The sequence below is a fragment of the Kribbella sp. NPDC005582 genome, from assembly GCF_040605415.1.
Lineage (GTDB): Bacteria > Actinomycetota > Actinomycetes > Propionibacteriales > Kribbellaceae > Kribbella.
The window spans coordinates 120151-134380 of sequence record NZ_JBEXCU010000003.1; the positions used below are offsets into that span (position 1 = coordinate 120151).

General features: G+C 69.7%; 14 protein-coding genes. 12 read left to right on the forward strand and 2 right to left on the reverse strand.

What is annotated here, in order from left to right; translation table 11 throughout:
• Positions 1–3: 3 nt before the first annotated feature.
• The 7 genes from ruvX to ABZS29_RS18485 all read left to right on the forward strand — a co-directional run bounded on the left by ruvX (position 4) and on the right by ABZS29_RS18485 (position 7305).
• The gene (ruvX, locus tag ABZS29_RS18455; RefSeq protein WP_355463386.1) at positions 4–462 is read left to right on the forward strand and encodes a Holliday junction resolvase RuvX; all 459 of its coding nucleotides are present in this window, start codon (positions 4–6) and stop codon (positions 460–462) included.
• Positions 459–1628 carry an endolytic transglycosylase MltG gene (mltG, locus tag ABZS29_RS18460; RefSeq protein ID WP_355463388.1) on the forward strand — a complete coding sequence of 390 codons (1170 nt, stop codon included), beginning with the start codon at positions 459–461 and terminating at the stop codon, positions 1626–1628. The genes ruvX and mltG overlap by 4 nt, the downstream gene beginning before the upstream one ends.
• Entirely contained in the window at positions 1628–2452 is an 825-nt protein-coding gene (locus ABZS29_RS18465; RefSeq protein ID WP_355463389.1) for a shikimate dehydrogenase, read from the forward strand. The genes mltG and ABZS29_RS18465 overlap by 1 nt, the downstream gene beginning before the upstream one ends.
• On the forward strand, positions 2439–3887 hold the full coding sequence (locus ABZS29_RS18470) for an FAD-binding oxidoreductase (protein WP_355463391.1): 1449 nt from the start codon (positions 2439–2441) through the stop codon (positions 3885–3887). The genes ABZS29_RS18465 and ABZS29_RS18470 overlap by 14 nt, the downstream gene beginning before the upstream one ends.
• Before the next feature lie 13 nt (positions 3888–3900).
• Positions 3901–4923: a DUF2330 domain-containing protein gene (locus tag ABZS29_RS18475; protein WP_355463393.1), complete on the forward strand. Its 1023-nt coding sequence runs from the start codon at positions 3901–3903 to the stop codon at positions 4921–4923.
• On the forward strand, positions 4913–5620 hold the full coding sequence (locus ABZS29_RS18480) for an A24 family peptidase (protein WP_355463395.1): 708 nt from the start codon (positions 4913–4915) through the stop codon (positions 5618–5620). Before ABZS29_RS18475 ends, ABZS29_RS18480 begins: the two co-directional genes overlap by 11 nt.
• An 89-nt stretch (positions 5621–5709) precedes the next feature.
• Positions 5710–7305 carry an FAD-binding protein gene (locus tag ABZS29_RS18485; RefSeq protein ID WP_355463397.1) on the forward strand — a complete coding sequence of 532 codons (1596 nt, stop codon included), beginning with the start codon at positions 5710–5712 and terminating at the stop codon, positions 7303–7305.
• On the opposite strand, the gene ABZS29_RS18490 is transcribed toward ABZS29_RS18485, so the two are convergent.
• Complete coding sequence (locus ABZS29_RS18490) at positions 7302–8387, reverse strand: ADP-ribosylglycohydrolase family protein (RefSeq protein WP_355463399.1); 1086 nt, start codon at positions 8385–8387, stop codon at positions 7302–7304. The two genes, ABZS29_RS18485 and ABZS29_RS18490, sit on opposite strands and share 4 nt — an antisense overlap.
• Before the next feature lie 121 nt (positions 8388–8508).
• Between ABZS29_RS18490 and ABZS29_RS18495 the strand changes: the two genes are divergently transcribed.
• The 4 genes from ABZS29_RS18495 (at position 8509) to aroB (ending at position 11589) form a co-directional block, all read left to right on the forward strand.
• A complete protein-coding gene (locus ABZS29_RS18495) occupies positions 8509–8721 on the forward strand; it encodes a hypothetical protein (protein WP_355463400.1) in 213 nt (70 codons plus the stop codon).
• Positions 8722–8792: 71 nt separating this feature from the next.
• Positions 8793–9998 carry a chorismate synthase gene (gene aroC, locus ABZS29_RS18500; protein WP_355463402.1) on the forward strand — a complete coding sequence of 402 codons (1206 nt, stop codon included), beginning with the start codon at positions 8793–8795 and terminating at the stop codon, positions 9996–9998.
• Positions 9995–10495: a shikimate kinase gene (locus tag ABZS29_RS18505; RefSeq protein WP_355463404.1), complete on the forward strand. Its 501-nt coding sequence runs from the start codon at positions 9995–9997 to the stop codon at positions 10493–10495. Before aroC ends, ABZS29_RS18505 begins: the two co-directional genes overlap by 4 nt.
• Positions 10492–11589, forward strand: a complete 1098-nt coding sequence (gene aroB / locus ABZS29_RS18510) for a 3-dehydroquinate synthase (RefSeq protein WP_355463406.1) — start codon at positions 10492–10494, stop codon at positions 11587–11589. Before ABZS29_RS18505 ends, aroB begins: the two co-directional genes overlap by 4 nt.
• Here the strand turns inward: aroB and ABZS29_RS18515 are convergent.
• Positions 11582–13582 (reverse strand): AAA family ATPase, encoded by a 2001-nt coding sequence (locus ABZS29_RS18515; RefSeq protein WP_355463407.1) that lies wholly within the window; start codon positions 13580–13582, stop codon positions 11582–11584. The genes aroB and ABZS29_RS18515 overlap by 8 nt on opposite strands.
• Before the next feature lie 56 nt (positions 13583–13638).
• Between ABZS29_RS18515 and ABZS29_RS18520 the strand changes: the two genes are divergently transcribed.
• Positions 13639–14229, forward strand: a complete 591-nt coding sequence (locus ABZS29_RS18520) for a TetR/AcrR family transcriptional regulator (RefSeq protein WP_355463409.1) — start codon at positions 13639–13641, stop codon at positions 14227–14229.
• The last annotated feature ends 1 nt before the right edge of the window (position 14230 follow it).

Consider the following 14230-nt stretch of genomic DNA (forward strand, 5'->3'; position numbering starts at 1 on the left):
ACCATGAGGCGAGGCGTGCGGATCGCGCTGGATATCGGAGACGCCCGGATCGGCGTCGCCAGCAGCGATCCGCACGGAATCCTGGCCACCCCGGTGGAGACCGTCCGCCGGGGGCCCGGTGATCTGGGTAGGATCGCGGCACTCGCCGCCGAACTGGAGGCGTTCGAGATCGTGATCGGCCTGCCACGCTCCCTGTCCGGGGGCGAGGGGCCGGCCGCGGTGAAGATCCGGGAGACGGCGAAACAGGTGCAGGACTTGGTGCAGGCGGGGAACGCGCAGCTGACGGTGCGCCTGGTGGACGAGCGGTTCACCACGGTCACCGCCGAGCGAATGCTGCGCGAGCGCGGCAAGAAGGGCACCAAGCGGCGCGCGGTGGTCGACCAGGCCGCGGCGGTCGTCATCCTGCAACATGCGCTCGACCTCGAGCGGGAGACCGGGAACCCACCGGGGAGGGCCTTGTGAGCAAACCGTCGGTGGACGACGACCTGGACCTCGGGCTGCGGCCGGAGAGCCGGACCGAGCGGCGCGCGAACCGCCGCAAGCAGCGGGCCCGGCGGGGCTTCGGCTGTTTCGCGGTGATCATCTCGCTGCTGGTCGTGGGCTCCCTGGTGGGCGGCGCGGTGGTCGGCTTCGGCAAGGGCAAGGACGCGCTGGAGAAGGTCTTCGCGGCCCCCGACTACGAGGGGGACGGCACCGGCGTGGTGACCGTCGAGATCACCCCGGGGCAGAGCAACTCCTCGATCGCGGACACCCTGGAGAAGAAGGAAGTCGTCAAGAGCGCGAAGGCGTTCGAGCGGGTGGCCCGCAACGACAGCCGTTCGCTGCAGATCCAGGCCGCGACGTACACGCTGCGCAAGCACATGTCGGCGAAGGCCGCGCTCGAGCTGATGCTGAACACGGCCGAGTCGATCAAGGTGCTCCGGTTCAGCGTCCCGGCCGGCAAGACCAAGGCCGAGGTGATCAAGATCCTCGAGGCCCCGAAGCTGAAGCTGCCCGCGGGCGCGGCGGCCGCGGCGATGGGCAAGCCGGCCTCGCTGGGCCTGCCCGCCTACGCGCACGGCAACCCCGAGGGCTTCCTGTTCCCCGGCACGTACGACGTGCCGAAGGGCGCGACCGCGACCTCGATGATCAAGCTGATGACCGCGGAGTACGCCAAGAACGCGGCGGCGCTGAACCTGGTGAAGACCGCCCAGAGCAAGGACCTGGATCCGTACCGCGCGGTGATCGTGGCCAGCATCATCCAGGGCGAGACCAACCGTAAGCAGGACTACGCGAAGGTCGCCCGGGTGATCTACAACCGGCTGCAGGCCGACCGGAAGCTGCAGATGGACTCGACCGTGCACTACGCGGTCGGCCGCGGCGGCGGCGTCTTCACGACCAACGAGCAGCGCAACTCCGATTCGCCGTACAACACCTACAAGTTCAAGGGCCTGCCGCCGACCCCGATCAGTTCGCCGACCAAGGACACGCTGCGCGCGGCGATCAACCCGGCCAAGGGCCCGTGGATGTACTTCACGCTGGTCAACCTGGACACCGGCGAGACCGCCTTCGCGACGACCGACGTCGAGCACCAGGCGAACGTCCAGAAGCTGCAAGCGTGGTGTGCCGCCAACAAGGGCCGCTGCTGATGACCCGTTGTGCCGTGCTCGGGTCGCCGATCGCGCACTCGCTGTCGCCGGCCATGCACCGGGCCGCGTACGCGGAACTCGGGCTGGACTGGCGGTACGACGCGTTCGAGGTGGCCGAGGACGAGTTGCGCGGGTTCGTCGCGTCGCTGGGTGACGACGTCCGCGGGTTGTCGCTGACGATGCCGCTGAAGCGGGTCGCGCTCGAGCTCGTCGACACGGTGGATCCGGTCGCGGAGCTGATCGGCGCCGCGAACACGATGCTGTTCGAGCCCGACGGATCGCGGTCGGCGCACAACACCGACGTACCGGGGCTGGTGAACGCGTTCGCCGAGCGTGGCATCACGGTGGCGGACTCCGCCCTCGTGGTGGGCGGGGGAGCGACGGCCGCGTCGACGCTGGCCGCGCTGCGGAGCATGAAGGTCAGCGAGGTGACCATCGTCGTCCGCGACCGATCGCGGGCCGACCGGCTGCTCGATCTCGCCGCCGAACTGGGACTCCGGACTTCGGTTGCGGATTTTTCCCAGATCGAGCGAACCGGAGGGTTCGATCTGTGCGTCTCAACAGTGCCTGGTGGAGCAATTGATCCCTGGGTGGAGCACTTCGCGAACGTCGCCCCGGTGGTGTTCGACGTGGCGTACCACCCCTGGCCGACCCAGCTCGCCATCGCGGCGCACCGGATCGGTACCGAGCTGTTGAACGGGCTTGATCTCCTCGTGCACCAGGCGACTCTCCAGGTGGAGATGATGACCGGTAGGTCGCCCGCACCGCTGGCGGCCATGAGGGCCGCAGCGCGTGAGGAGCTCAACGATCGTGAGCCAGCTTGACCGTCGTACTGTTCTGAAGGGCGCCGTTGCCGCCGCCGCACTGACCGCTGCCGCTCCGGAAGCGCTGGCGCGAACGGCCGCCGCGCCGAACTGGAACCGGCTGTCCAGATCGCTGCAGGGCGGCAAGCTGTTCATGCCCTCGACGTCCGGCTACGCCGCGGCCCATCAACTCTTCAACCCGCGCTGGGACTCCGTGCAGCCGGCCGCGGTCGTCCGGGCCGCGCGGACCGCCGACGTGATCAGCACGATCAACTTCGCCCGGGACAACAAGCTCGTCCTGGTCCCGAAGGGCGGCGGTCACTCGTACGTCGGTGCCTCGGTGATCAGCAAGGGCATCCAGCTCGACCTCGGTGCGCTGCGCGGCATGACGTACGCGAAGAACGGCGTACTGACCGTCGGCGCCGGCGCACGCCTGTACGACGTGCATGCGTTCCTCGACAAGTACGGCCGATCGCTGCCGACCGGGACCTGCCCGACCGTCGGCGTCGCCGGGCTCACCCTCGGCGGCGGGATGGGCATCCACACCCGCGCCTGGGGCCTGACCTGTGACCGGCTGGTCGGGATGAGCGTGGTCACCGCCGACGGCAAGGCGCGCGTCATCAACACCAAGTCCGATCCGGACCTGTTCTGGGCGCTGCGCGGTGGCGGCGGCGGGAACCTGGCCGTCGTCACGTCGTTCCAGTTCGCCACGATTCCCGGCCCCAAGCTCGGGTTCTTCCGGCTGACCTGGCCGGAGGCGAAGGCCGCGGCGGTGGTGGCCGGCTGGCAGAAGTTCGTCCAGCACGCCCCGAGTACGGCGTGGGGCAACCTGCATCTCGATGCCAAGAGCAACGGAACCGTCTCGGTCCACGTGCTCGGCATCTCCACCACCGGGAACGCGGCGGCCGCGGCCGCGCAGCTCGAGTCGTTCGTCGGGTCGAAGGCGACCACCCGCTCGATCACGGTGAAGACGCACCTGGAGGCGGTGAAGTACCTCGGCGGCGGGACCACCAGCCCGCGCACCGGCTTCCTGGCCGGCTCCGACGTACTGCGCGCGCCGATGAACTCCACGTCGATCAGCGCGCTGATCGGTGCGGTCAAGTCCGCGGCGCGATCCAAGCTCCCGGCGGCCGCGATCATCGACCCGCTCGGCGGTCAGGCCGCCAAGGAGCCGGCCGGCGGCACCGCCTGGCCGTGGCGCTCCGCCCTCGGCGTCATCCAGTGGTACGTCGGAACCGCCGCACACCCGACGTCCGCCCAGCTGAAGGCCGCGCAGACCTTCATCGACAACGGGCACGGCGCGGTCCGGTCGTTCTCGTCCGGCGGCTATGCGAACTACGTCGAGGCCCGGCGCGGTGTCGCGACGTACTACGGCAGCAGCCTGCCCCGGCTGCGTGCGGTCAAGAAGAAGTACGACCCGAACGGCTTTTTCCACACTCCGTACACCCTCGTCTAGCTAGTCTCCCGCCATGAAGCTATGGCGGGGGATCGCAGGAATGCTGGCGCTCGGATTCGTGGCGGCCGGGGTGACGCCTGCTTGGGCGTGCGCGTGTGGCGGCTATCTGCCGGATGCAGAGTCGCGGGCCAGGGTGTACGGCGAGCAGGCGCTGGTCCGGCACAGCCAGGGCACCGAGGAGATCACGCTCTCGATGGCGGTCAACGGATCGTCGAAGAAGGCGGCTTGGATCATGCCGACGCCGGCTCCGGCGAAGGTCGAGCTGGGCGACGCGGAGTTGTTCTCGCGGCTCGACGGGATCATCCTGCCGAAGGTCGTCCGGCGGACGACGTACTGGCCGTTCCGCGGGCTCGACCTGTTCCGGGAGGACGGCGGTTCGGCCGGCGCCGCTCCGGGCGGCGTGAACGTGCACGAGCAGATGACGCTGGGCCCGTTCCAGATCGCCCGCCTGACCGGCGGTGCGGCCGCGGTCACGGGCTGGCTCGGCACGAATGGGTACGTCGTACCGGACTCGCTGGCGACCAACCTGGCGCCGTACCTGACCGAGGGCTGGGAGATCGTCGCGGTGAAGCTCGCCCCGCAGCGCACCGACGCGAGCCTGGCCGGTGAGACGCCGCCGCTGCGGTTGTCGTTCAGTTCGGACAAGGTCGTCTACCCGATGCGGCTGAGCAAAGGCGCGACCACTCCGCAGCGCGTGACCGTGTACGTCGCGGCCGAGCACCGCCTCGACGCCAGCACGCTCCCGGTCGCCGGACTGCAGCCAGAACTGCTGTACGCCGGTCCCGCCGAGGACCCTGCCCTCGCCGCGCCGGCGAACTACCTCACGGCGTACCGGGTGAACTATCCCGAGCCGAGCCGGATCACCTCCGACTTCACGTTCACCCAGGCGGCCACGGACGAGTCGTTCCAGCGGGTCCGCTACATCACCCGGAACGAGCCCGGCTGGAGCACGTTCGGCGTACTGGTCCTCATCGTGGCGCTCGGGGGTTTTGTCCTGTTCCGCGTGCGGTCTAGGCTCCGGAACCGTGCCGGCTGACAACGCGTTGCTCGCCGCAGGGGCCGGAGTGGTCCTCTGCGGGCCGGCGGCGTTCGTCCTCGGCCCGTGGCTGATGCGCCGGATTCCCGAGCCCGTGCTGGAGGAGGGCGACACCAAGATCCAGTACGCCGACCTCGCCGGCCCGCGCGCGGCGTACTGGTGTGGTGCGCTGGCTGCTGTCTCCGGCGGACTGCTCGGCTGGATGCTGGGAACCGATCCGGCGCTGGTGGCGTGGCTGCTGCTCGCCGTGGCCGGGGCGGTGCTCGGCTACATCGACGCGCGGACGCGCTTCCTGCCGTCGGCGATCATCTGGCCGACGTACGGCGTGGTCGCGCTGGCGCTGGTCGGCGCGGCGCTGGAATCTGGGGACTGGGGGTCGCTGCGCCGAGCGGCGATCGCGGGGCTGATCGGGTTCGGCGTGTTCTACCTGCTGTGGTTCGCGTTTCCGCGCGGAGTCGGGTTCGGCGATGTGCGGTTGTCCGGGCTGCTCGGGATGGCGCTCGGCTGGCTCGGCTGGGGCGAGTTCGCCAGCGGCCTGTACGGCGGGTTCTTCCTCGGCGCGGTGGTCGGCGTCGTGCTGATCGCGGCCAAGGTGATGACGCGCAAGCAGATGGTGCCGTTCGGCCCGTTCATGCTGGTCGGCGCGCTCGCCGGGGTGTTCGTCGGAGCTCCGCTGGCGAGGCTCTACGCCGGATAGGGGATCCAGGGCGTCACCCGGATGGTCGATGTGGACAGGCTGCGACTCTCCGTAGGTTCGAACCAGTCGAAACGAGTGGGGAGAACTTCATGCCAATCAGCCGTCGTGGCCTGCTGGCCGGAACCGCCGCTGCCGGAGCCGGACTCGCGGTTCCGGGCACTGCGACCGCCGCTGCCGCCAGCTCAGTCGGCACTGTCGCAGCCGGCGAGAAGATCCGGCCGGGCGACGCGCGCTACATCGACCTGGTGCAGCGCGGGCAGAACAAGCGGTTCACCGCCAAGCCCGAGTACGCCCGGGTGATCGCGTCGACCGAGGACGCCGTCCGCGCCGTCCAGGAGGCGGTCCGGTCCGGCAAGCGGATCGCGGTGCGCAGCGGCGGGCACTGCTTCGAGGACTTTGTCGACTCCAGCGACGTCCAGGTGCTGCTCGACATGTCGACCTGCGACGACGTCACCTTCGACGAGCGCTACCGCGCCTTCTCGATCGGGGTCGGCGCGACACTGGAGAAGGTCTACAAGGATCTGTTCTACGGCTGGGGTGTGACGCTTCCGGCCGGTGGTTGCCTCGGCGTCGGAGTCGGCGGGCACTTCGCCGGCGGCGGGTACGGCCCGCTGTCGCGCAAGTACGGCTCGGTGGTCGATCACCTGTACGGCGTCGAGGTGGTCGTCGTCGACCAGCACGGCCGGGCCCGCTCGGTGGTCGCGACCCGGGACAACGCCCACCGAGACCTGTGGTGGGCACACACTGGCGGTGGTGGCGGCAACTTCGGCCTGGTCACCCGCTACCTGATGCGATCGGCCGGTGCGAGCGGCCGGGTCCCGTCGGAGTCGTTGCCCAAGGCCCCTTCCGAGCTGTTGTCGAACCTCATCTTCTACGACTGGAAGACGATCGGGAAGGCCGGTTTCGTCCGCGCGGTCCGGAACTTCTTCGACTTCCTCGAGGCGAACAACAGTCCGGACTCGCCGTACGCGACGCTGTACAGCCCGTTCATCCTGACGCCGTCGGCCACCGGAACCTTCCTGATGTCGAACCAGTTGGACGCCTCGGTGCCGAACGCGGCCGGGCTGCTGAAGAAGTTCACCGACGCGATGATCGCCGGGCTCGATCCGGCACCGCAGGTGTACGACGTACCGGCCGGACCGTTCCTGCGGACCACGATCCAGCGCTCGATCCCGGCCACGGTCGGCACGACCCGCAACAAGTGGAAGGCCGGCTACCTGCGCAAGGGCTACACCGACACGCAGATCGAGACTCTGCACACCCAACTCACCGACCCGAACAACACCGCGACCGAGACGTCGATCCTGCTCGTCCCGTACGGCGGCAAGGTCAACTCGGTGCGGCCCGACGCGACCGCCACCGCTCAACGCGATGTGATGGCGAAGATGGTGATGACGGTCAGCTGGAACGACGCGGGCGAGGACGCGAAGCACCTGGCCTGGGCCCGGACGGCGTACAGCGAGATCTACCGCGAGACCGGGGGAGTGCCGGTGCCGAACGCAACCAACGCCGGGTCGTACATCAACTATCCCGATGTGGATCTGGCGGATCCGGCGTACAACAAGTCCGGCGTGCCGTGGCACGACCTGTACTACCTGGGCAACTACCCGCGGCTACGGCAGATCAAGTCGACGTGGGATCCGCGCAACGTCTTCACTCACAAACTCGCTATCGAGCCGCTCTAAGAGCTCGGATAACGACGGGCGAACCCGGGCCGCGACTCGGTCCGGGTCAACTCGTCCACGAAGTCGTCGGCCAGTTGGAGGATCACTGCCCGGCCCTCGACGGTAGCGGCGAGCTCTGCGGGTAGCGCCGCCTCACCGTGGAGGGCGCCCAGGATGTTGCCGCAGATCGCGCCGGTCGAGTCACTGTCCCCGCTGTGCGACACGGCCAGCGCCAGCGCGTCCAGCAGCTGTTCAGGCTCCTGGTGACTGAGCGCCACGTAGACAGGGATCGCCAGCGCCTCCTCGGCGACCCACCCTCCACCCAGCTCCTCCACACGGTCCGGTCCGTGGCCCGTCCCTCGCGCCGCCTGCCGGCGCGCCGCTGCGAGCGCCGTACTGGTTTCCTCGTGCCCGTCGCGCGTGGCCAGTAGTGCGGCGGTGGTGTCCAGCGCGGCATCCAGGGTTGCACCGCTGCAGATCTCATGGATGATCGCCGCGAGCGCACCAGACGCGAGCTTCCCACTCGGGTGACCGTGCGTGTACCCAGCGGCCGTTGCGGCCGAGTCGAAGACCCACTCCGTACTGAACGACTCCGGCATCAGCCCGAACGGCGCCACCCGCATCACACCGCCGCAACCCTTCGAGCCGTTCTCCGCCTGGACGCCGTACTGCGTGATCCGCGGCCCACCATGTCGCGCTCCGCGCAGTGCGTTCAGGCAGGTGTTGCCCGGCGCGCGGCGCGCGTACAGCCACTGCTCACCCTGCAGCCAGCCGTCCCGCTCACCGCTCGGTCCGGAGTGCTGCTGAGTGTCCAGCCACCGGTCGTAGGCGTGGTGGACGGGAGCCAGCGTCATCCCCAGCCCGCGATGCGCCCGGACGCTGGCGCGGATCAGCCCTTCGACCGTGAACAGCGTCATCTGGGTGTCGTCGGTGACCGTCCCGGGCGGCCAACCGGCGCCTCCGCTCACGAACGTCCGCAGCAGCCCCGGATGCTTCTTGAGGATCTTCCGCCCACTCTCGAACTCCACCGGAGCGCCCAGCGCATCCCCGATCGCGCCACCCAACAGACACCCGCGCACCCTGCTCTGCCACCCCGGACTCATGCCAGAACCCTATCCATGGTGGTGCCAGCGCTACCCCCAAGACGGGATTCAGCGCCAGTTCGCAACCGTTCGCCGAAATCTAGGGTCGTAGTACCAACAACAACCCGGTAAGGAGCGCACGATGACCACCAGATTCCGTCGGAACGCCGCCCGCGTGGCCGCCGCGGCACTGGCCACGACTGCTCTCACCGGTGCCGCCGTGGCCGGAGCCTCCGCCGCCGGCGCCTCCACCACCTGCAGCACCTCCCCGATCGTGAAGACCTTCGACACGGTCCTCAAGTTCCGCAACGGCTTCGCCTCCGACTCCAGCACCGACGACGCCACCTGCCGCTGAGCCGCCCCTGAGTCGGCGGCCGGGATGAGACCGGCGTCCGGTGGGTGGGGCGGGCGTGGGAGGATGGCGGCATGCTGCGCTGGCTCACCGCCGGCGAGTCGCACGGACAAGCGCTCGTCGCCGTACTCGAAGGTCTTCCCGCTGGGGTCCAGGTCACCACGGACGATGTGGCCGATGCTCTGGCCCGTCGTCGGTTGGGATACGGGCGTGGCGCCCGGATGAAGTTCGAGCGGGACGAGGTGACGTTCCTCGGCGGTTTCCGGCACGGGGTCACCATGGGCAGCCCGTGCGCGATCCAGGTCGGGAACACCGAGTGGCCGAAGTGGCAGCAGGTGATGAGCGCGGACCCGGTCGATCCGGCGACGCTCGCCGACCTCGCCCGGAATGCGCCGCTGACCCGGCCGCGGCCCGGTCACGCCGACCTGGCCGGCATGCAGAAGTACGGCTTCGACGAGGCCCGGCCGGTGCTCGAGCGAGCCAGCGCGCGGGAGACCGCGGCGCGGGTGGCGCTCGGTGAGGTCGCGGCCCGGTTCCTGCGCCAGGCGTACGGCGTGACGATCGTCAGCCACGTGGTCGAGCTCGGCACGGTCAAGGCACCGTACGGCGTGATCCCGTCGGCAGCCGATGTCGCGAAGCTGGACGAGGACCCGGTCCGCTGTCTCGACGCGGACGCGAGCAAGCAGATGGTGGCCGAGATCGACGCCGCCCAGAAGGCCGGTGACACGCTCGGCGGTGTCGTCGAGGTGGTCGTGGACGGTCTGCCGCCCGGCCTCGGCAGCTACGTGCACTGGGACCGGCGGCTGGACTCCAAGCTGGCCGGTGCGCTGATGGGCATCCAGGCGATCAAGGGTGTCGAGCTCGGTGACGGGTTCGAGCTGGCCCGGACGCCGGGATCGAAGGCGCACGACGAGATCGTCGCCGAGGACGGGACGGTTCGCCGGACCAGCGGCCGCTCCGGCGGGACCGAGGGCGGCATGAGCACCGGTGAGACGCTGCGCGTCCGGGCCGCGATGAAGCCGATCGCGACCGTGCCGCGGGCGTTGCGCACGATCGACACCAGCACCGGCGAGGCCGCGGCCGCGCATCACCAGCGCTCCGACGTCTGCGCCGTACCGGCTGCGGGAATCGTCGCCGAGGCGATGGTGGCGCTGGTCCTGGCCGAGGTGTCGCTGGAGAAGTTCGGCGGCGACTCGGTGGCCGAGACCGCGCGCAACCACCAGTCCTACCTGGCGTCCTTGCCGAGCACGATCACGCCGCGGGAGTGGACCGAGCAGTGAGCCCTGTCGTCGTTCTCGTCGGACCGCCCGGTTCGGGCAAGTCCACTGTCGCCGCGCTGCTCGCGGAGCGGTTGCAGGTGCCGCACCGCGACACCGACGCCGATGTCGAAACCCAAGCAGGCAAGCCGATCTCGGACATCTTCGTCGACTCCGGCGAGGCGCAGTTCCGGGAGCTGGAGCGCGCCGCGATCGTTGCTGCCTTGACCGGCGACGGCGAGGTGCTGTCGTTGGGTGGTGGTGCGATCCTCGACCCGGCAACCCGCGCCGACCTCGCCGGGCACACGGTGGTCTTCCTCGACGTCAGCCTCGGTGAGGCGGCCAAGCGGGTCGGACTGAGCGTCGCCCGGCCGCTGCTGCTCGGCAACGTCCGCACGCAGCTCCGCACGCTGATGGAAGCCCGTCGGCCCCTGTACTCCGAGGTCGCCAAGCTGACCGTGCTCACCGACGGTAAGACGCCGGAGGAGATCGCCACCGAGATCCTGGAGCACCTCGGATGACGGAAACAACCCGGATTCGCGTTGCCGCGGCGGCGCCGTACGACGTTGTCATCGGCAACAATCTGCTCGGTGAGCTGCCCGGGCTGCTGGGCGAGGACGTGCAGCGGGTCGCGGTGATCCACCCGCGGGCGCTGCGGTCGACGGGTGACGCGATCCGCGACGACCTGGTCAGCTCCGGGTTCACCGCGCACGCGATCGAGATCCCGGACGCCGAAGAGGCGAAGTCGGCCGAGGTGCTGGCCTACTGCTGGTCGGTGCTCGGGCAGGCCGGGTTCACCCGGTCGGACGCGATCGTCGCCGTCGGCGGCGGAACCACCACCGACCTCGGCGGTTTCGTCGCGGCCACGTGGCTGCGCGGGGTGAAGTTCGTGACGATTCCGACCACCCTGCTCGGCATGGTCGACGCGGCGGTCGGCGGCAAGACCGGCATCAACACGGCCGAGGGCAAGAACCTGGTCGGTGCCTTCTGGGAGCCGGCCGGCGTGCTCTGCGACCTCGCGGCGCTGGAAACCCTGCCCCGCAACGACTACGTAAGCGGTCTGGCCGAGGTCGTGAAGTGCGGCTTCATCGCCGACCCTGTCATCCTCGACCTGGTCGAGAAGGACCCGGCCGGCGCCTCGACCCCGGCGTACGACGCGACCGCCGAACTGATCGCCCGCTCCATCCAGGTCAAGGCCGACTCCGTCGGCGCCGACCTCCGCGAGCGTACGACGACCGTCGGCGGCACCATCGGCCGCGAGGCGCTGAACTACGGTCACACCCTCGGTCACGCCATCGAGCGCACCGAGCGCTACAAGTGGCGGCACGGCGCCGCGATCAGCATCGGCATGGTCTTCGTCGCCGAGCTCGCCCGCGCCGCCGGTCGCCTCGACGACCCCACGGCCGACCGGCACCGCGCCGTACTGGAGTCGCTCGGCCTGCCGACCAGCTACCGCGCCGACGCCTGGCCGCACCTGCAGGACGCCATGAAGCTCGACAAGAAGACCCGGGCCGACCGCCTGCGCTTCGTCATCCTCGACGGCCTCGCCAAGCCCACCATCCTCGAAGCGCCGGACCCCAGCCTCCTGATCGCCGCCTACAGTGAAATCAGCTGACCGTCAGCTCCTCGGGGAGCGGGCGGGTGCGGAGGACGTCGAGGCGGGAGACGGCTCGGGTGAGGATCACGTAGAGGCGGTTGAGGCCGCGAGGTTCGGCCTCGACGATCTCGGCGGGCTCGACGGCGATCACGTGGTCGTACTCGAGGCCTTTCGCCAGCCCGGCCGGTACGACGGCGACCCGGCCGTCGCCGTCCGGCGGGACGGTTTCGATGCCGGCTGCCTTGAGGAGGTCGGCCAGATCGGCGGTTCGGTCGTCGGCGGCGATGACGCCGATCGAACCTTCGTGGGGGAGTGCCCTCCGGACGGCGTCCACGACGCCGGCGCCGAGGTCAAGGACGGCGGTGATCGTGAGCTGGCCGTCCGTGCGGAACGACCTGGTCTGCGGGACCTCGACCGGTAGCGCGGTCAGCAGGCGATTGGCGAGCTCGACGACCGAGGCCGGGACGCGGTAGCCGGTGGTTAGCGCGACCAGTTCGGCGCCGGGCTTGCCCAGGTGGCCGAGTTGCGCGGCCCAGGTTCGCGCCGCCCACGGTGTCGTCCCTTGCGCGAGGTCGCCGAGCACGGTGATCGACCCGTGCTCGCTGCGCCGGGCGATCGCACGGCACTGCATCGGTGACAGGTCCTGCGCTTCGTCGACGATCACATGGCCGTACGTCTCGCCGCGTTCCAGCAGGGCACTCACCTCGTCCAGCAACACCGCATCGGCCGCGGTCCAGGGTGCGGTCTTTGCCTTTCGCGGGCGCGGCCACGCGATCGCGTCCTGCTCTTCCGCGCTCAGCAAGCCGTCGGCCGCGCGAGAGAGCAGGGAGCGCTCGCCGAGGATCTCGGCCAGGATCTCGTCGGCCTTCACCAACGGCCAGACCGCCTCGACGGCCGGGGTCGCCGCCCGCGCCATCTTCCGCAGCCAGATCCCGTTGCAGTTCTGGCCGCGCGCTTCGGCCTGCCGTTGCAGCGAGGCCACGACCCGTGCGATCACCCGCTCGCGCCCGATCAGGTACGCAGTCGCCTCCGCCCGCGCGTCGGCCACCATCTCGGCGAACTCGTGCTGATTCACCCGCCACTTGTACGAGCTGTCTGGTACGACGATCGCCTGCTCCGGCACCGAGATCCGCTCGTACAGCGCTCTCCGCAGGATCTCGGCCATCCGCAGGTCGTGTTTGACCGCCGCCGCGGCCGGCGTGTCCGTCGCACGGAGCGTGATCCGCCCGGCCAGCAGATCCTCGACCGTGGTCTGGTCGACATCGACCTCGCCGAGCGTCGGCAGCACCGCGGAGATGTAGTGCAGGAACGCCCGGTTCGGCCCCAGCACCAGTACGCCGTTGCGCTGCAGCCGACCGCGATGCGCATACAGCAGGTACGCCGCCCGATGCAGCCCGACCGCGGTCTTCCCTGTCCCGGGTGCACCCTGCACGCAGACCGACACCCCGAGCTCGGTCCGGACCACCTCGTCCTGCTCCGGCTGAATCGTCGCCACGATGTCCCGCATCGGGCCGACGCGCGCCCGCTCGATCTCCCGCCGTACCAGCTCACTGCCGAATTCGGTCTGCGGTCGCGCGGATCCGAATTGCTCGTCCTCGAAGCTGGTGAGCAGGTTCCCCGACCAGCCGAACCGGCGTCGCGTCGCGAGACCGCGGGGATCGGTCGCAGACGCCCGGTAGAAGGTGGTCGAGACCGGCGCCCGCCAGTCGATCACCATCGGCGGCCGGCCGATCGCGTCCGAGATGTGCCGCCGCCCGAGGTAGTACGCCTGATCACGGTGCTCGCCGGCCTCGTCGCCGTACCGGATCAGTCCGAAGTACGGCGGGTTGTCGCCCTCCTCGGCGAGGTCCCGCGCCAGCGTCTTGAGGTAGAACCCCAGGCGCTCGGCGGTGTACCGGTCGCCCCAGGTGTCCTCGCCGACGACCACGTTCTCCCGTGCCCCGCTCACCATCCGCCGCAACGCCTCCCGGCACTGCTCGGCGTACTCCTGCTCCTCCGTCAGACTTCGCACCCGCACTCCTCAAAAGATTAACTCGGTCAATCTTTTGCCTAGGTTAACATGAGCCCGTGACCGGACTTCGTGAGCGCAAGAAGCAGCAGACGCACGACGCCCTGTCCGAGGCGGCGATCGCGCTCTTCCTCGAGCGCGGCTTCGACGAGGTCTCGGTTGCCGACATCGCGGCCGCCGCCGATGTCTCCAAACCGACCCTGTTCAAGTACTTCGCGACCAAGCAGGACCTCGTCATGCACCGCATCGCCGACCATCGGCACGAGGCGGCCCGGCTGGTCGAGGCGTCGTCCGAGCCGCCGGTCGAGACCCTGGCCGCGCACTTCCGGGCGGGTCTGGACGAGCGGCAGCCGACGACCGGGCTGAACGACCATCCGCAGATGCTTGCCTACCACAACCTCGTCTTCAGCACCTCGGCGCTGGCCACGCGGCTGCGCGAGTTCATGGACGACGACGAGCGCGCGCTGGCCGTCGTACTCGGGGGAGGCCTGGATGCTGAGCTCCTGGCGGCTCAACTGTTGTCGACCCAGCGGATCCTCGCCTATCGCAACTGGCTCGCCATCTCCGGTGGTCAGTCGGCCTCCAAGCGATACTCAGCAGCTCTGGACGAGGCAAACGCGGCTTTCGCGCGAATCCGGCCACTAGGCTGAG